Annotated in this window: 17 protein-coding genes; 1 reads left to right on the top strand and 16 read right to left on the bottom strand. The window is 54.4% G+C overall.

Annotation, left to right across the window (positions count from 1 at the left end; genetic code table 11):
* Positions 1-9 precede the first annotated feature (9 nt).
* Together fabB and fabA are read right to left on the bottom strand one after the other, a co-directional pair.
* Complete coding sequence (gene fabB, locus ACHZB8_RS17660; protein WP_316862256.1) at positions 10-1,227, bottom strand: beta-ketoacyl-ACP synthase I; 1,218 nt, start codon at positions 1,225-1,227, stop codon at positions 10-12.
* A gap of 273 nt (positions 1,228-1,500) precedes the next feature.
* Entirely contained in the window at positions 1,501-2,010 is a 510-nt protein-coding gene (fabA, locus tag ACHZB8_RS17655) for a 3-hydroxyacyl-[acyl-carrier-protein] dehydratase FabA (protein WP_316862255.1), read from the bottom strand.
* Between the two features lie 564 nt (positions 2,011-2,574).
* Here fabA and irrA point away from each other — a divergent pair.
* Positions 2,575-3,003 (top strand): iron response transcriptional regulator IrrA, encoded by a 429-nt coding sequence (gene irrA / locus ACHZB8_RS17650; protein ID WP_316862254.1) that lies wholly within the window; start codon positions 2,575-2,577, stop codon positions 3,001-3,003.
* A 201-nt stretch (positions 3,004-3,204) separates the two neighbouring features.
* On the opposite strand, the gene ACHZB8_RS17645 is transcribed toward irrA, so the two are convergent.
* The 14 genes from ACHZB8_RS17645 to ACHZB8_RS17580 form a co-directional block, all read right to left on the bottom strand.
* Positions 3,205-4,368 (bottom strand): hemolysin family protein, encoded by a 1,164-nt coding sequence (locus ACHZB8_RS17645; protein ID WP_316862253.1) that lies wholly within the window; start codon positions 4,366-4,368, stop codon positions 3,205-3,207.
* A gap of 75 nt (positions 4,369-4,443) precedes the next feature.
* The gene (gene ybeY, locus ACHZB8_RS17640) at positions 4,444-4,974 is read right to left on the bottom strand and encodes an rRNA maturation RNase YbeY (protein WP_316862251.1); all 531 of its coding nucleotides are present in this window, start codon (positions 4,972-4,974) and stop codon (positions 4,444-4,446) included.
* Positions 4,971-6,101: a PhoH family protein gene (locus ACHZB8_RS17635; protein ID WP_316862328.1), complete on the bottom strand. Its 1,131-nt coding sequence runs from the start codon at positions 6,099-6,101 to the stop codon at positions 4,971-4,973. Before ACHZB8_RS17635 ends, ybeY begins: the two co-directional genes overlap by 4 nt.
* A 172-nt stretch (positions 6,102-6,273) precedes the next feature.
* Positions 6,274-7,677: a tRNA (N6-isopentenyl adenosine(37)-C2)-methylthiotransferase MiaB gene (miaB, locus tag ACHZB8_RS17630; protein WP_394706216.1), complete on the bottom strand. Its 1,404-nt coding sequence runs from the start codon at positions 7,675-7,677 to the stop codon at positions 6,274-6,276.
* Positions 7,678-7,805: 128 nt separating this feature from the next.
* A complete protein-coding gene (locus ACHZB8_RS17625; protein WP_316862249.1) occupies positions 7,806-8,681 on the bottom strand; it encodes a lysophospholipid acyltransferase family protein in 876 nt (291 codons plus the stop codon).
* Between the two features lie 146 nt (positions 8,682-8,827).
* Positions 8,828-9,259 carry a Fur family transcriptional regulator gene (locus tag ACHZB8_RS17620; protein ID WP_316862247.1) on the bottom strand — a complete coding sequence of 144 codons (432 nt, stop codon included), beginning with the start codon at positions 9,257-9,259 and terminating at the stop codon, positions 8,828-8,830.
* A gap of 14 nt (positions 9,260-9,273) precedes the next feature.
* Positions 9,274-9,795 (bottom strand): ribosomal protein S18-alanine N-acetyltransferase, encoded by a 522-nt coding sequence (gene rimI, locus ACHZB8_RS17615; RefSeq protein ID WP_316862246.1) that lies wholly within the window; start codon positions 9,793-9,795, stop codon positions 9,274-9,276.
* 130 nt (positions 9,796-9,925) lie between these two features.
* On the bottom strand, positions 9,926-10,645 hold the full coding sequence (tsaB, locus tag ACHZB8_RS17610; protein WP_316862244.1) for a tRNA (adenosine(37)-N6)-threonylcarbamoyltransferase complex dimerization subunit type 1 TsaB: 720 nt from the start codon (positions 10,643-10,645) through the stop codon (positions 9,926-9,928).
* Entirely contained in the window at positions 10,642-10,971 is a 330-nt protein-coding gene (locus ACHZB8_RS17605; RefSeq protein WP_316862243.1) for a MazG-like family protein, read from the bottom strand. The genes tsaB and ACHZB8_RS17605 overlap by 4 nt, the downstream gene beginning before the upstream one ends.
* Positions 10,972-11,001: 30 nt before the next feature.
* On the bottom strand, positions 11,002-11,556 hold the full coding sequence (locus ACHZB8_RS17600) for a NifU family protein (RefSeq protein ID WP_316862242.1): 555 nt from the start codon (positions 11,554-11,556) through the stop codon (positions 11,002-11,004).
* A gap of 208 nt (positions 11,557-11,764) precedes the next feature.
* Entirely contained in the window at positions 11,765-12,262 is a 498-nt protein-coding gene (locus tag ACHZB8_RS17595; RefSeq protein ID WP_316862241.1) for a universal stress protein, read from the bottom strand.
* Positions 12,263-12,438: 176 nt separating this feature from the next.
* On the bottom strand, positions 12,439-13,518 hold the full coding sequence (gene trpS / locus ACHZB8_RS17590; RefSeq protein ID WP_316862239.1) for a tryptophan--tRNA ligase: 1,080 nt from the start codon (positions 13,516-13,518) through the stop codon (positions 12,439-12,441).
* 183 nt (positions 13,519-13,701) lie between these two features.
* Positions 13,702-15,255, bottom strand: coding sequence for a murein biosynthesis integral membrane protein MurJ (murJ, locus tag ACHZB8_RS17585; protein WP_316862238.1), 1,554 nt, complete (start codon positions 15,253-15,255; stop codon positions 13,702-13,704).
* Positions 15,256-15,426: 171 nt separating this feature from the next.
* Positions 15,427-18,219, bottom strand: a complete 2,793-nt coding sequence (locus ACHZB8_RS17580; RefSeq protein WP_316862237.1) for a [protein-PII] uridylyltransferase — start codon at positions 18,217-18,219, stop codon at positions 15,427-15,429.
* Positions 18,220-18,241: the final 22 nt, after the last annotated feature.

Here is an 18,241-nt window from a genome sequence, read left to right as displayed (position 1 = left end):
TGGAGGTCCTTATCCGTTATAGCGCTGGAAAATCAGCGACGCATTGGTACCACCAAATCCAAAGCTGTTGGACAGGGCGACATCAAAAGGCTTGTCGATACGTTGACGAACGATATTCATGTCGGTGCATTCGGGATCCAGTTCGGTGATATGGGCGGATTCACCAATGAAGCCAGCCTGCATCATCAAAAGAGAATAGATGGATTCCTGCGCCCCGGCGGCTCCGAGAGAATGGCCGGTAAGGGATTTGGTGGACGCGATATGGGGCTGATTATCGCCAAAGACTTCGCGAATGGCACCAATTTCAGCAGTGTCACCAACCGGCGTGGAAGTGCCATGACAGTTGATATAATCAATTTTGCCGTCAACCGTGGCCATGGCCTGACGCATGCAGCGCTTTGCCCCTTCGCCGCTCGGAGCAACCATGTCATAGCCGTCGGAGGTGGCCCCATAGCCAACCAGTTCGGCGTAAATCTTTGCCCCACGTGCCTTGGCATGCTCCAGCTCTTCCAGAACCAGCACACCGGCACCACCGGCAATCACAAACCCGTCGCGGGTTGCATCAAACGCGCGCGATGCGGTTTCCGGCGTGTCGTTATATTTGGAGGAAATCGCCCCCATGGCATCGAACAGGTTGGACATCGACCAGTCCAGATCTTCATGGCCACCGGCAAAGATAATGTCCTGTTTGCCCATCTGGATCAGTTCGTAGGCATTGCCGATGCAGTGTGCAGACGTTGAACAGGCCGATGAAATCGAATAGTTCACGCCATGGATCTTGAACCAGGTGGCAAGGGTTGCAGAGGCGGTCGAGGACATCGCCTTTGGAACGGCAAAAGGACCGATGCGCTTCGGAGAGCCATTTTGGCGTGTGATGTCGGCAGCGGTGACCACGGTCTGGGTTGATGGACCACCGGACCCCATGATGATGCCGGTCCGCTCGTTGGTGATATCGCTTTCTTCAAGGCCGGAATCATCAATCGCCTGTTTCATGGCGACATGGTTCCATTCGCCACCGCGGGAAAGGAACCGTCTCGCGCGGCGATCAACCAGGTCGGTCGTATCGATATCGGGAGAGCCCCATACCTGGCTGCGGAATCCGTGATCGGCAAAATCCTGAGAGAAGGAAATGCCGGACTTTGCATCGCGCAAGGATGCGGTAACGGCTGCTGCATCATTTCCGATAGAGGAAACAATACCCAAGCCTGAAATGACAACACGTCTCATATTTTGGCCTCGCTATTCATGTCGGGGGCACCTGTCCACCGGGTTGATCAAGTCTGAATTTCATCGAAGCGTAACCCGGTTTCACGATTTATGGTTTTACTTGCTATAGCTGTGCGCCTGAAACCCCTTTGTCGGGATAAGCAATTTCGCAAATCATACTTGGTATAATTGGTTTGTGAATATGGCCCAAGCAAGAAGGAAGCGGTTTTTTCCTTGAAAAGGGGCCTTCACATTGCAAAAAGCAGTCATCGCGCTCAAGCTGTGTCGATTTGCCTAGCTGTCCTTGAACAGTCCAACGCGCAGATCCTTGGCCGTAAACACGGTTTCACCGTCGGCCTTCACCCAGCCATCCCCAATCCCAAGGATCAGACGGCCCTTCATGATGCGCTTGAAGTCCACACCATATTCGACCTTCTTGATGGCAGGCGTGATCTGTCCGGCAAATCGGATTTCTCCCACCGAGATGGCGCGCCCCTTTCCTTCAAGGCCAAGCCAGCCCAGATAGAAACCTGTAATCTGCCACAAGGCGTCAAGACCTAGGCAGCCGGGCATGACAGGGTCGCCAGCAAAATGGCAATCAAAGAACCAGCGTTCCGGAGTGATGTCATATTCGGCGCGAATATGGCCTTTGCAATTTTCGCCACCATCTTCGGAAATCTCGGTAATCCGATCCAGCATCAGCATGGGAGGCAGTGGCAATTGCGGATTGCCTGGTCCGAACATTTCACCGCGACTGCAGGTCAAAATCTCTTCGTAAGTGTAGCTGGATGGGCGTTGTTCCATACGGTTTCACTCTTATCTTTCTCGGATTCAGCCCAAAAAATCGGACTGTCACAGTTTGTACGCTTCGCATTTGGGGCTTCAGGCTCACCCATCGATAAAGCATGACTTGGGATATCGACGGAGAACGGCCCCTTGTGTTCCAGTAAAAAGGCTTAACCCTCTTATAGCCTGTTGCGTCTGCAAGCACTAGGCGTGCAAAGGATGAAGTTCACACTTGATCAGGCGAATTTTGATCTGTCGCTTTCTTCCAGCCAGACTAGTTGGTTCTGCGTTTCTTTTAGAAGGAAGCAAAACAGCTTTCAAGCATATTACTTGGTCCAAGTTCTGTTATCTGGATTGGTAAAATTGACAGGTGCGACAAAATGATAATGGTATACTAAATACCGATATGGGCCTAATCTCAGCATTTATCCTTACTTGGCTTGTTGTTTCAGCCAAAAGACAATATATCTGCTAGGAAAATCATTGTGATTGAAAATGGCTCTAAATTGCAATAAGTTTGAAACTAGAATACTTTTAAAATGAAGAGCTATCGCAGAAACGCCTGAGTTAGGGGAAGTTATAATGACCTCACATCTTCACAAATTTGATAAGCGTTCTGCTCGGGATTTGTTGGTTGGCGCAGGTTTGCGCCCGACTCGACAGAGGCTGTCATTGGCAGAATTGCTATTTGCCAAAGGCGACCGGCATGTATCGGCAGAAGTTTTGCATGAAGAGGCTGAGCGGGTGAATGTGTCCGTCTCTCTCGCGACCGTTTACAATACCCTGCATCAATTCACCGAGGCAGGTCTGCTGCGAGAAGTCGCAGTTGAAGGAACCAAGACATATTTCGACACCAATGTGACCGATCACTATCACTTCTTCTATGAAGAAGAAGGAAGGGTTGTCGACATTCCCGGTGGTATGCGCGTTTCCCCCCTTCCAGAAGTTCCCGAAGGAATGGAAATCGCCCGCGTTGACGTAGTGGTTCGGCTGCGCAAGAAACTGGACTAGTCTTCTTCAACATCCTTTATCTGTCATCGTGCATTGTTCCGGCCATTCTCCTGATGATCGGTTCAATGCAGTCTTGTACGCAAGGTCGATGACCGGCTCTTCCGGGATCGATGTCGTCCCGGAAAAAGGTCTGAGCAATTACCACGCCAGGGCTGTTGGTCTTTCCTCAGACATATTTCATTCCCAGTCATGCCAAGATGATCAAACCGGAGTCTCTTTCGAGGGACCCTCGGCACCGGTCTTGTCATCGTTTGAATTACGTTGGATCGGGAAGGTGCGTTTGAGTGGCTTCTTGATCGGCTTGATGCGCACTTTGACACGACGGATGCGGCGGCGATCAGCATCCATGATCTCAAATTCCAGCCCTTCCTTGACATTGATCAGCTCGCCCCGAACCGGAATGCGGCCGATAAGCGTGAAAATGAAGCCACCAAGCGTGTCGACATCCTCCATCGACTCATCGTCAAGAGGCAGGTCCGTGCCTATGGCCTCGACCACATCCTCAAGTTCCGCTTTGGCATCTGAGATGAAAAGATTGGGGCCCGCTTCCGCAATGAAAACTTCATCCTCGTCATCATGTTCATCTTCAATGTCGCCAACAACGGTTTCGACGACATCTTCCAGTGAGACAAGACCATCGGTGCCGCCATATTCATCGATCACCAGAGCCATCTGGGTCCGGGCGGCGCGCATTGATGCCATCAGGTCGGTGGCAGGCATGGAGGGGGGAACAAACAGTATCTCACGAATGACATTGAGCTCTTTGAGCGGCCGTTCGAGATCGACATTTCCCAGCGTGCGAAAGTGATTGATCGCAGCTTCCGCATCGCCATGACCATAGCTCTGCTCACTCGGAGCCCCTTCCATGGAATCAAGCGCGGTGTTTTCAGTGTGAGCCGTGACCTGTCCCTCATCGGTCATCAGGCTGAGCACATCCTTGATATGGACCATGCCAACCGGATCATCGAGCGTTTCGCGATAAACGGGAAGACGGGAATGGCCAACTTCCTTATAGACGGCCAGAAGCGTACCAAGCGTGATATCGTCTTCAACCGCATCGATATCTGCCCGCGGGATCATGACGTCGCTGACACGCATTTCGCGCAGCGCAAGAATATTGCGCAGCATGGCCTTTTCTTCGGCGGAAAAGGTCTGGTCATCGCTGTTTTCGTCCGCGAGCGCCCCCTCCATCTGGGAGCGCAATGACGTGTTGGTCAGGCGAGACATCCAATTGTGGGTGAGGCGACTGAACCAATGGATTTGCGGGGATTGCGATTCATCCTTGCTGGAATCGGTAATTGCCTGATTACTGGCCCCGTTTGTTGTCGTGGGCTGGTAGGATAAAGAAGGGTCCGGATCGTTCATACTCGTTTTGGCGCCAAATCTAGGCTTGCGCCCTCAATAGTGTTGCAAACTTTTTCAGACAATGAAGGGCTCCCATCAATCTAGCGAAGAGATGGGAACAGTGTCTGCATAAGGGTTGGGTAATCCCAACCGAGCCAGAATGGCGATCTCGACGCTTTCCATCTTGTCCGCTTCATCTGCCTCTATGTGATCATAACCCAGTAAATGTAAGAAACCGTGTACACTCAGATGGGTCATGTGGGCTGAAATTTCAACCCCCAATTCTTCCGCTTCGCGTTTGACGGTCTGATAGGCAAACACAATGTCACCCAACATGGGGCCGAACAGGTCGGCATCTTCGTCAATGGGAAAGGAAAGAACATTGGTGGCTTTGTCCTTGCCCCGATGCTCCGCGTTGAGAGTGCGGACGGTTTCATCGTCGGAAAAGACAAGGGATATCTCGCAGTCAGGCGTAAAGGACAGGCCTTCGATAGATTTGACATAGTCCTGTGCCGTGTCAAGGGCGACTTCGATCCGGGCAATCAGACCGGACTCGCTTTTCCAGTCATCCACTTCGATCAGGCAATCCTTGAGCAGAGCGCCTTCAGCCGCAGGGGAGGTGTTCATTCGTCATCCTCGTTATAAAGAGGGGCAAGGCCTTCATCTGCGGCAAAATCAAGCTCGGCGAGATGCTCCTTGGTCACCAGCTGACGGGTTTTCTCCCGGCTGAGCACCCGACGGGCTTTTGCCCGCCGTCTGGCATCCTCGTCATAGGCATTGACGATGCGGGCCACAAGCTCATGCCGCACCACATCCTGCGCCGTAAACTGCACCCGCACGATCGAAGGGATGTCATGCAGCAACTCCATGGCCTGAACGAGACCGGATTGTTCGCCGCTTGGCAAATCGATCTGGCTGGGGTCGCCCGTGATGATCATCTTGGAATTTTCGCCAAGGCGGGTGAGGAACATCTTCATCTGCATCGAGGTCGTGTTCTGCGCCTCATCAAGAATGACCACCGCATTGGAGAGGGTGCGTCCTCGCATGAAGGCCAGAGGGGCAATCTCGATGATCTTGGCATCGATCTCCCGTTCCACCTTGTCCGCTGGCATCATGTCGTAAAGAGCGTCATAAAGCGGGCGCAGATAGGGGTCGACCTTTTCCTTCATGTCGCCGGGCAGAAACCCGAGACGTTCGCCCGCTTCAACCGCGGGACGCGACAATATGATGCGCTCGACAACACCACGCTCCAGAAGCGCGGCCGCATAGGCCACCGCCAGATAGGTCTTGCCGGTACCCGCCGGGCCAGTTCCGAAAATGAGATCCGCCCGATCCATGGCGCGGATATAGGCATCTTGAGTCGCGGTGCGTGCGGTGAGTTTTTTCTTGCGCGTGGCGATCTGGGCAAAATTCATTTTGCCCGCGCCTCCGTCCGTGCTCTCGGGCATAAGGGATGGCAACATCAGTTGTTCATCCGTTGCCTGCGCCATGCGAACCGCTCCGTCAACATCGGCCTGCTCTATGGTGTCGCCTTCCTGAAGACGGTAATAGAGCGAATCGAGCACCATCTTGGCCTGATCGCAAAGGTCAGCAGGCCCCTTGATCGTTACCCGATTGCCACGCGCGACCGCTTCGACATTGAGCTTCTGTTCTATGCGAGCGAGATTCTGATCATATTCACCGAAGAGATCCGCGGCCAGTCGGTTATCGTCATAGGAAAGAACGATATGTCCGATGTCCGATGCGGCGGACAAGGCCTGACTGGTGGTGGGGTCCCAGCTCTTTTTATGGTCCTTGGGCTTGTGCGGGCGGTCACGATGGTCTTTGCGGTTCTTGCCCTTGTCGCGGCGTTGGTCGCTCAAACGCTTATCCCTTCAAACAACATGAAATTCCACGAATACCAGTTGGCATGATCTCTTTCGACTATCATCGGGCAGGATCGATCATTGTGCCAAACAGGCTATTGCTACCGACAGTATCGATCCTAACTGTGACAATTTCACCAATCAAGTTGTCCGGTGCATCAACTTGCACAGCTTGCAGCCATGGCGATTTGCCAACGAGCTGTCCGGGCTCGCGTCCCTTGCGTTCGAGAAGAACGGTCATTTCCTCTCCAAGCTTGGACGCATTGAAGGCTTTCTGCTGAGCATTCAGCAGGTCTTGCAAACGGTAAAGCCGCTCCGACTTGATTGCATCTTCGATCTGGTTCTCGTCATCGGCAGCAGGTGTTCCCGGACGGGGAGAATATTTGAAACTGTAGGCTGAGGCATAGGTCACCTCGCGCACGATCTGCATTGTCTGTTCGAAATCCTCATCGCTTTCGCCCGGAAAACCAACAATGAAATCGCCCGAAAGCGCGATGTCGGGTCGCGCACTGCGGATACGATCAATGAGACGGACATAGTCCTCATAACTGTGCTGGCGGTTCATCGCCTTGAGAATCCTGTCTGATCCTGACTGAACAGGCAAATGCAGATAGGGCATCAAACAATCCAGATCCCGATGCGCGGCCATCAGGGTGTCGTCCATGTCGCGCGGGTGGCTGGTGGTATAGCGCAACCGGTCAAGTCCTTCGATTTTGGTCAGCTCGAACAACAGCTCACCAAGCCCCCAGTCCCGGCCATCGGATCCCTCGCCGTGATAGGCATTGACATTCTGTCCCAGAAGGGTGACTTCGCGCACGCCCGCGTCTGCCAGCCCTTTCGCCTCAGAAACGATCTGCGCAACAGGGCGCGAGACTTCCGCTCCGCGCGTATAGGGAACCACGCAGAAGGTGCAGAATTTGTCACACCCTTCCTGAACCGTGAGAAAGGCGCTGACGCCCCGTTTGCGCGTAACCTCTTTTTTTGCCGCAGGCAGGGCCTTGAACTTGTCTTCGATGGGAAAGTCGGTTTCAACGACACGGGCACCGCCATTGGTGCGTTCCAGCAGATCCGGCAGCATGTGATAGGCTTGTGGGCCAACGACCAGATCAACCACAGGCGCACGACGGATGATTTCCTGTCCCTCCGCCTGGGCGACACAGCCGGCAATGCCGATTTTCATTTCGCCCTTGCCGTCCTTTTCGCGCTTTTCCTTGATCTGACGGATACGGCCAAGCTCGGAATAGACCTTTTCTGCCGCTTTCTCGCGGATATGGCAGGTATTCAGGATCACCAGATCCGCCTCATTCATATCCTCGGTCGGGCTGTATCCCCTGGTTGCCAGCGAGTCCATCATGCGATTGGAATCATAGACATTCATCTGGCATCCGTAGGTTTTCACAAAGACTTTCTTGTCTTCAAAGGCAGTCATGTCGGCTTGTCCGCTTGCAGCTTGGGGAACGCGCATTGGTACCAAATTGGTCCATCGCTTTTCAAAACCCAGCCTGTAGCGCGTTTTATTCTCATTTGCAAAGGAAAATCGGTGAAGAACTGAAGGGAGAAGGGCGAGTGTGCCAACTTGGCAACCTGTTGGTCTCAGCGACGATGCGGGTCTGTCTGGTGGTGCAGGTCGCGCAGCATCGTCTGACGGACCGCTTCGTGCGCTTTGAGTGCTGCCTCCTTGCGGTTCTCTCCGGGGCCAAACGGGATCGGCTCACCATAGGTCAGGGTCACATCGAGCGCACCTTCCTTGAGCAGAACCCAGAGATGGGGGAGAAGATCCATGTCGCCATACCAGGCCGCCAAATGACGATGCTGGCGGCCCATCGGCAGGCCATGAAGAGCCGTATAGGCAATCGATAGGGGTTGAATCCAGACCTGATCCGCTTCCTCTTTCTCGGGCTCCTTTTCCTCCTCGCTCCGGGGCTCGTTTGCGTTCATGGTCATGGCCACCTTGGCCGCGCCAATGAGCGATGTTCTGAAGGGTAACACCTGATTGCCATCAGATGAGGTTCCCTCTGCGAACAGCACCATCGCATCCCCTTCCTTGAGACGCCGGGCGATTTCCCTGGCCACTTGCGCGGTTTCGCTCCTGCGTGAGCGATTGACAAAGATGGAGCGTTGCAGTTTGGCAAACAGGCCGAAGATCGGCCAGTTGGCGACCTCGGACTTGGCGATGAAGGAGAGCGGTTGCAGGCTGCCCAGCACGACAATGTCGATCCAGGAGCAATGATTGGAGGTGATCAGCACCGAGCCCTTTTTGACACAACTGCCATTGACTGTCTTGCGAACGCCAAGGGCCAGACAATTGATCCGATGAAACAGCACCGGAATCCAGCGCTTTGTCGGCAGATTAAGCGTCACGGAAAGATATTGCAGGGGGATGAGGACGATGGCAAACAGCGCAATCAAGAGCGTCGCGAGCGTTGCACGAACCGCTGACATGGAAAATCGGGACTTGCTGCTCATCATGCTCTACAAACTCAATCATGGACCTGTTCTGGCCGGTCCGCTTTCAAGGTGGGCTCGATCACTGCCAGAGATCAAGGTCCGCGATGGCAACCAGACAAGGTCGCAAGATCTGACCTTGGCATTTGTTCCAAGGTATGCCTCAAGAACTACTTATCTGATTCTTCGATTGGAATGCCATAAAGTTCGAGGCGATGGTCGACAAGCTTGAAGCCAAGACGACGTGCGACTTCCTCTTGCAGGCGTTCGATTTCCTCATCGCGAAATTCTATGACATTGCCAGTGCGCAAATCGATCAGATGATCATGATGCTTCTCGGTAATGGTTTCATAGCGCGAGCGCCCGTCGCGGAAATCATGCCGCTCGATGATGCCGCAATCTTCGAACAGTTTGACCGCCCGATAGACGGTGGAGATGGAAATATTGTTGTCGATCTTTGCCGCACGCGCGTAGAGCTCCTCGACATCGGGGTGATCGATTGAGTCATCCAGAACGCGAGCAATGACGCGTCTCTGCTCGGTCATGCGCATACCGGCCCTTACGCACAACTCTTCAATGGCCGTCTTGGTATCACGTGTCATGTCGCTCTCGCCCCTTACTGTCGCGTCTGGCTATGGTGCGGATGGTGGTCGCCAAATGGTTCCACCTGCATGATCCAGGCGAGAGAAGGGTCGCCGTCGTCATTGTGATAATAGCCCTTGCGCTCCCCTACTTTTGAGAATCCTAAGCTCGAATAAAGAGATAGCGCAGCTTTATTGCTCTCGTCCACTTCCAGAAACAGTTTTGCAACTCGATTTCCGTAAAGATGTCGGATCATTTCATTCATCAGTTGCCTGCCACCACCGGAATTCTGGTGGTCCGGGTCGACTGCAATCGTCAGGATCTCCGATTCATCAAGCACAGAACGTGCAAGCACAAACCCAACCACCTGATCCTTGATGCGCAGACTCGTACGCCTCAGCACGAAGCTTTCGACAAACTTGTCCTGCAAAAGCGCCTGCAATTCGCTTGCAGACCATCCACGTGCAAAACAACGACGATGGATCGCAGCCATGTCGGCAATGTCCGCAAAGGCGGCAGGCATGACCAAAGAGGTTGTTTTCAGCGCAAAAAACACGCTTCATCTCCCAACAGGTTTTGAATTACTCCAAAGGGGGGCGGAATGCGAATCCACTTGTTATGTGATATCAACAATAACGCATGATTTGCTGGGGACCAGATCGCCAAATGTCGAATCGTGGCCGAAATCAAAGGCGTGCTATGGCTTTGGAAGCCTGAGGCTTGGCGTCAGGGTCTCTGAGATAGAGCGGGCTTGGCGGTCGCAAGGGAGCTGTTTGGTCAAGGGCCCAAACAGCCAGCTGCTCCATATCCGGATAGCGCGTCATGATGATCTGCTGTTGCGCAAGCGGGCCCGCCTTCTCGCTTCCAAGCACCAATTCACTGCCGCTGCCGATCAAACGCAGCTGGGTTGCATCAAGACAGTCCTGCGCAAAGGCATCAGCACTCTTGGCGCAGGCCTCAGACAGCGACTCGATGCCGGATCTTTCATCGGCAAGCGAAAAGAATTGCCCATAGATCTGACCCCTGCGAGCATCAATGAAGCTGGCCACAGTGCCGCGATGGCCTTCTTTCCAGGCGCTAAGGGCCAGGGCCAGAAGGCTTGAGGCACCGATCACCGGGATATCGAGCGCCAATCCCAAGGCGCGTGCCGTGGCAAGACCAACCCTCAGGCCGGTGAAGCTGCCCGGTCCGATGGTCACCGCAATCCGGTCGAGTTGATCATAGCCAATCTCTGCCTCATCCAGCAGTGTTTCCAGTTCATTCATCAGATGTTCGGCATGGCCACGCCCGAGAGCCAGTGATCGGCCAAAGGTGAGAAGCTCGTCCTTGTCCCTTATGGCGAGGGCGACCGAGCAGGCCTCGAGTGCTGTGTCAAGCGCCAGACAGATTTCCGAATTCTTTTTCACGGTTCCATTGGGTCCAATTCAGCAGCATCGGTGGCAAGTGTTGTTTTCCACTTGTTGCATTTTTCCGCGACCAGCCTGTCAAGTTCGACAAGATAGGCTTCTTCGCTCTCCGATGCCTGGGCGAGGATGGCAAGGGCAACGATTGCCGCGTCAACAGCTTCCTCGCGCACATCTTCAAGGGTCATTGCCTTGTAGGAGGACCCCGGAGCGCCGGTCGCCGACAAAACGGCCTGGGCAACTTCTCCGGCTTCCTCACTCAGTTTCAGGGCCCGTTGCTGTAAGCTCTTGGGGTCTTTTCCCGTCAGTTCAAAAATTGTCTCGAGCATTTCGGCTCCTGATCGGAAAAGGAAACGGGGCTAGACCGGACGAACTTCCTGAACGTCGGGAATGAAATGGCGCAAGAGATTCTCAATGCCATGTTTCAGGGTTGCCGTTGCGGATGGGCAGCCTGCACAGGCTCCGCGCATGGAAAGATAGACAACGCCATCCCGGAAACCGTGGAAGGTGATGTCGCCGCCATCCTGTGCGACCGCAGGGCGCACGCGCGTTTCCAGCAATTCCTTGATGGTCGCGACAATCTCCGCGTCGGCTTCGTCAAAATCTTCATTGGCAGACTGGCTGGCTTCATCGCGTTTCAGGAGCGGCTCACCAGAGAGGAAATGCTCCATGATCGCGCCCAATATGGCTGGCTTGATATGCTGCCAATCGGTATTGCCTTTTGTGATGGAGACAAAATCGAAGCCGAAAAACACCCCTTCGACGCCGTCGATCGTAAAGAGTTTCTCGGCAAGTGGAGAGACGCCAGCCTCGCTGGCTGATCGGAAATCCATCGTTCCCTCTTCCAGAACAACCTTGCCAGGCAGGAATTTCAAGGTGGCGGGATTGGGCGTCGCTTCGGTTTGAATGAACATATTCGATTCCTCTGGGACCTATCCAAGCAGATCAAGCTATTCATCTGCATCATTGGCGTCATTATGCAGGTGGCTCTGCGGAAAAGTCGAGTGCCTTTTTCAACAATTACAGTTCAAAGAAGACATAACGCGCCCGGCGCAAAGGTCAAGCTGCCGGGCTTCGTTTCTGCGAAAAATATGCTGAAAGCAGTCCCCTTTTTGTTCACGCCTAGCAGATTGCTCTGATATCTTCATCCGAGAGGTCGCCCGGCACAATGGTGACCGGCAGGGGAAAGGGTTTTCCGGACTGGCTTGAAATGGAGGAGACGAGCGGACCCGGACCCTCTTTCGCACCGACTGCGGCGGCAAGCACCAGAATACCGATATCTTCATCCTCTTCGATGAGAGCGGTGATCTGTTCTGCGACAGGTCCCTCGCGGACAACGCATTCGGTGGGAACCACGACGATTTCCTCGACGCGTTCCTTGAATTGAGCCAGCCGCTCCTGTGCTGCTTCGTGGGCTTCGGCAAGCATGATTTCCTTGACGCCAAGCCAGTGGTTGAAATGCTCGGGCTCAACGGAAACCATCATGACCACAGCGCCGCCGGTTGCCGAAGCACGCAACGCCGCATACGTGACCGCGCGATCGCATTCCTCGGTCTCGTCCACGACAACGAGAAATTTGCGAATATGGCCAGCTTCATGAATAGTACGTTTGATAATCATGAAAGAAAGCCTGCCATGTCCGGCGGCGCTGCGCAAGAGTTGCTTTGGCAGATTTCCCAGTCTTTAAGGTGAGCGATGCACACAGAGTCACAAAAACAAAAACCGGACAGACACAGTGTGTCCATCCGGTTTCTGCTATTGTTTCGAATCAGAAACGATTTCTGTCTTTTCGCCTGTCAGGATGCGCGAATGAAACCGACGATATCCTTGACCTGATCCAATACAGGATTGGCGATGGCCGCAGCCTTCTCGGCTCCTCTGGCCAGCACGCTGTCGATATGGCCCGGATCATCCATCAAGCGACGCATCTCCCCGGTGATCGGTGAGAGCCGGTCAACAGCCAGATCAACGAGAGCCGGTTTGAAGGTCGAGAATTCGGCACCGCCGAATTCGCTCAGAACATCCTCTTTGGATTTTGCCGAAAGTGCCGCGTAGATGCCCACAAGGTTGGATGCTTCAGGGCGACCGGTAAGGCCGTCCACTTCGCTTGGCAAGGCTTCGGGATCGGTTTTGGCCTTGCGGATTTTGAGTGAAATCGCATCCACATCATCGGTCAGGTTGATGCGTGCCTTGTCGGAAGCATCCGAGGACGACATTTTCTTGGATCCGTCTCGCAAGGACATGACACGAGGCGCCGGCCCACCGATCAGCGGTTCTGCCATCGGGAAGAAGATCTGTTCCGGATCCGTGGTTTCGTCCCGGCCGATATTCTCGACACCATAGCCAAGAGCAGCGATGCGCTCTGCATAATCGACATTGAATTTCTGTGCCGTATCACGACACAGCTCGACATGCTGCTTCTGGTCTTCGCCAACCGGTACGTGGGTTGCCTTGTAGATCAGGATATCGGCGGACATCAGATTGGGATAGACAAACAGGCCGGTCGAGACATTGTCGCGGTTCTTTCCGGCCTTGTCCTTGAACTGAGTCATCCGGGAAAGCCAGCCCATCCGTGCCACGCAGTTGAAGATCCAGCCAAGTTCGGCATGGGCGGAAACGCGGCTCTGGTTGAAAACGATATGCTTTTCAGGATCGATACCTGACGCAAGGAAGCCTGCGGTGACTTCACGGGTGCGTTTGATCAAGCCTTCCGGATCTTGCCAGACGGTGATTGCATGCATGTCAACAACAGAGAAAACACAATTATAGGACGACTGAAGATCGACGAACTTGGTGATCGCACCCAGATAGTTACCCAGATGCAGATTGCCAGACGGTTGAATACCGGAGAAAACGCGTGGTTCAAAACCAGCCATGATAAACCTCATGATGTTGCCCAGGCGGGTGGAAGCGCGAGGGGGGAGGGGGAAAAAGAAAACCGCAGCGGCAAGGAAGACAAAAGAAAATGCTGCTGCGGTTGAAAGCCTTATCGGACAAAGTGGTGCTTGATGCAAGGGAAAACCCTTGGTTTCGCCCCGATTTTGCCTCTTATGCTTTCGCTAGCCTTTCATGCGCCCCTTGAACTCTCTGAACGAAAAGGCACCGGTTCCGAGCGCGGATACGAGAAAAAGCAATATCCCTGCCGCAACAAGAGCTCCGAGTGCCAGAACCCGAACCAGCAAGCGCGGAGCCTCCAACCAGGGATTCAGGAAATCACAGAGGAAAAAGATCCCGATTCCCATGATCACGGAAGAGAGCAGGAACATGACAAGCCGCCTTATCAGCAGGGTGTCCGCCCGAAAATGGCCGCGCTTCCACAGGGTGATGCCCAGAAGCAGGGCATTGACCCAGCCCGCAAGCGTTGTTGCGATGGCAATGCCGATATGATGCAGAAACGGAAACAGCAGGAGTGCTGCACCCACATTGACGATCATTCCGATGGTCGCAAACTTCATCGGGGTCTTGGTGTCCTCTCGGGCGAAATAGCCCGGTGAAAGCACCTTATTCAAGACGAAAGCTGGCAGGCCCAGTGCGTAGGCTCCGAGGGCGAGGGCGGTCATATGCGTGTCGCTGCCTGAAAACTGCCCCCTTTGGAAAAGGACCTGAACAACTGTTTCAGGTATCACAACCAGAGCGACGGCGGCTGGCAGGGTTAGGAACATGGCAAATTCCATGGCCCTGTTCTGGGCATAGTCGGCGGCGACCACATTCCCTGCCCGCACTTTCCGGGTAAGGTCGGGCAGCAACACCACACCAATGGCAATCCCGACAACGCCGAGCGGCAACTGGTAGATCCTGTCCGCATAATAGAGGAAGGAAACGGCCCCCGCCTGAAAGGAGGCAATGATTGTTCCGATCGTGATATTGAGCTGGGTCACGCCACCGGCAATGATGCCGGGCACGCCGAGCCGCAACAGCTTTTTGACATTGCCCGTATAGGTCGGCCATTTGAGGCGAACGGGGAATCCTGCCCTCATGACAGCCAACACCAGGGCCAGAAGCTGAACGAACCCGGCCACGAACACGCCCCAGGCAAGGAAATAACCAGCATCGAGGCTGTTATCGGCATGCAGCAGAAGCACCAGCACCAGCGTCGCGATCAGCACCACATTGAGCAGCACCGGCGCAAAGGCAGCGGCTGCGAACTTGCCCAATGAGTTCAGAATGCCGGACAAAAAGGCAATGACCGACATGCAAAGCAGATAAGGAAAGGTTATCCGCGTCATCACGACCGCAAGATCGAATTTGCTCGGGTCTTCATTGAAGCCCGGTGCCAGAACATGGATCATGAGCGGCATGGCAAGCTCGGCCAGAGCTGTGACCAGCAATAGCACAAACAGGAGTCCCGCCAGAATTTCTTCAGCCACTTGCCGAGCGCCCTTTTTGCCATCCGCTTGCAGGGATCCGGCAAAGATCGGAATGAAGGCGGAATTGAAAGCCCCTTCGGCGAACAGGCGACGGAAAAGATTGGGCAGCCTGAACGCTACGAAAAAGGCATCGGCAACCGGACCGGAGCCGAGGCTGGCCGCGATCAGGATATCGCGAAAAAAGCCAAGAAACCGGCTGGCAAGGGTCGCCACGCCAACAGTAGCGAAATTTCTGAGCATCGACATGGCCAAGAATCCTTCTGCTCGGCACCAAAGCAAACCAAGATATGAAAGCAAGCTGCAACCGAAAGCGGCACCAAGCGCTTCTATATAGAGTGCTTGATTGCGCGAGCAAATGGCACAAATACTGCTGGGACCGTAGTTATACCCAGAGAATGGCAAGCCACTCCCTGTTGCCTAGCTTTCCTTTTGCTCGTCCTTCGGTTTGCCGGTCAAGGCCTCCATCATACGCTCTTCGATGGCTTTTTTACGATCAGCATTGGTGATTTTCGCACCCGTCAGATCGGTGACATAAAAGGCGTCGACGACACGCTCGCCATAGGTCGAGATATGAGCCGAGGCGATGTCCAGATTGAGCGCCGACAAGGTCCGGGTAAGCGCGGAGAGAAGGCCGGATCGATCCATCCCTTCGACCTCGACAACGGTTGCCTGGTTCGACAACTCGTTATTGACGATGACCTTCGGTTTGGTGCGGAAGGTTTTGAATCGCTTCTTGTGGCTTTCTTTCTGTTTGACCAGCGGCGGCAGACGGGTCTCGCCCTTGAGCACCTGCACCAGCAGATCGACCACACGGTTGGCGCGTCTGCGTTCGTCACGGTCTTCATCAAACTCGCGATTGATGAGGATGGTATCAAGTGCCCGGCCGTCCGTGGTCGTGAAAATCATGGCGTCGACAATATTGGCCCCCGCCGCCGAACAGGCCCCCGCGATCATCGACAAGAGGCGCGGATGGTCCGGTGCCAGAATGGTGATTTCCGTGATGCCCTCAAATTCGAAAGGCTTGATCGCGGTCGCCACTTTCTGGTTGTTGGCATCCGCCTCGCGTATGAGAGCGGCATGTTCCACCGCGCTGTCAACATCGGTGCGCAGCCAATAGGCAGGATAATGCAGATTGAGATAGTCTTCGGTTTCGCTTTCGCTCCAGCCCGAAAGCCGATCTGCAACCCGTTTTTTCATGGCCGCCACGCGGCTGTCGCGGCTTTCCTGAATATGGCCGCCGGTGAGAATTGTTTCGGCTTCGGAATAAAGAGAGCGAAGCAATTGTCCCTTCCAGCCGTTCCATACACCGGGTCCCACCGCCTTGATGTCGGCAATCGTCAGAATGAGCAGCATGCGCATCTGTTCCATGGTCTGGACCACGGAGCAGAAGTCGAGAATGGTTTTGCGATCAGACAGATCGCGCGACTGGGAAACCTGGCTCATGGTCAGATGCTCCAGCACCAGCCAGGATACCTGTTCGGTCTGCTCTTCACTCAGGCCAAGACGCGGGCAAAGCTCACGGGCAACGCGAGCACCAGCTGTGGAATGACTTTCCGGACGCCCTTTGGCAATGTCATGCAGGAACACCGCGACATAGAGCACCACCCGATCCTTGATATTGAGAACCAGACCATGGGCCAACGGGTGTTCGTCTCCCAGTTCCTGCTTTTCGATCTCCGAGAGAATGCCCACCGCCCGCAACAGATGCTCATCCACCGTATAGTGGTGATACATGTTGAACTGCATCATGGCGACGATGCGTCCGAATTCAGGGATGAATCGTCCTAGAACCCCCGCTTCGGTCATGCGGCGCAGGATGCTTTCCGGATCGCGGCGTGACGTGAGGATACGCAGGAATGTGGCGTTGGCTTCCGGGTCATTGCGCAAGTCACTGTCAATAAAATGCAAATTGCGATGAATCGCCTGCATGGCATCCGGATGAAAGGAAAGGTTTTCGCGATCCGCAAGCTCGAAAATTCGAAGCAGGTTTGCCGGGGCCTGCTTGAAAGTCTCTTCACTGTCCACGGTCAACCGACCATGATCAATGTGAAAGCCGTCTGCGTCCCGGATCTTGCGGCGCTGGAAGGCGGAAGGCAGGGGAATGGCTGAAAAGAATCGGTTGATCCCCGGTGCGGCGCGTCCGAAATCCTCTTCAAGGGCAACACAAAAAACGCGGGTGATTTCGCCCACTTCCTTGGCAACCAGAAAATAATGCTTCATGAAGCGCTCGACGGCGCTCTGTCCGGGACGGCTGCGATAGCCCATTCGGCTGGAAAGCTCGCGCTGAACATCGAAATTGAGCCGCTCTTCGGGGCGGTCGGTCAGAAAATGCAGATGGCAACGCACGGTCCAGAGGTGATTATTTGCCTTCTTGAATCGGTTATATTCCTCCTCGGAGAAGACGCCAGCTTTGATCAATGCACGGGCACGCCTCACCCGATAGGCATATTGTCCGATCCAGAACAGGGTTTGGATGTCGCGCAAACCGCCCTTGCCCTCCTTGATGTTGGGCTCGACCATATAGCGCGAATTGCCCTGTTGGGCGTGACGGGTATCGCGTTCGGCCAGCTTGGCGGCAATGAACTCCGCGCTGGTGTTGCGCAAGACATCCTTGTCGAAGCGGACAAGCAGCTCGTCGAACAGCTTTTTCTCGCCATCAACAAAGCGTGCTTCAAGCAGCGCTGTCCGAATGGTCATGTCCGAGCGGGACAGGCGGATGCACTCGGTTACCGTGCGGGTTGCGTGGCCTACCTTTTGGCCCAGATCCCAGAGCATATAGAGGATATATTCAACAACGCTTTCCCCCCAGGGTGTCTGCTTGTAGGGCAACAGAAACAGCAGATCGATATCGGAATGGGGAGCCAGTGTTGCCCGCCCATATCCGCCAACCGCGATCACGGCCAGATGTTCCGAGCTGGACGGATTGTCGAGCCGATAGACATGCTCTATGGCAAAGCGATGAATAAGCGTGATGATCTGGTCTTCAAGATAGGAAAGGCGAATGGCACACAAGATTCCGATGCCGTCCTGACCAAGCAGCTCTTCTGCGCGGTTTCTGCCCTGCTGCAACACGTCTTTCAGCAATTGCAGAATTGCTGCGCGGGCCTTGAAATCCTTGGCATCTCCGCCATGATCCTCGACAATCTTCACCATTTTGGCCTGTGTTTGCTCGAAATCGATAAGATTGTCACTTTGCGGGGAAATTATCATTGTCTATGCCCTGTAATTCAAA

The organism is uncultured Cohaesibacter sp., from assembly GCF_963556055.3.
Taxonomy (GTDB): Bacteria; Pseudomonadota; Alphaproteobacteria; order Rhizobiales; family Cohaesibacteraceae; genus Cohaesibacter.
The sequence above is the reverse complement of the archived record's forward strand: the minus strand, read 5'-3'. Positions and strand labels throughout refer to the sequence as shown.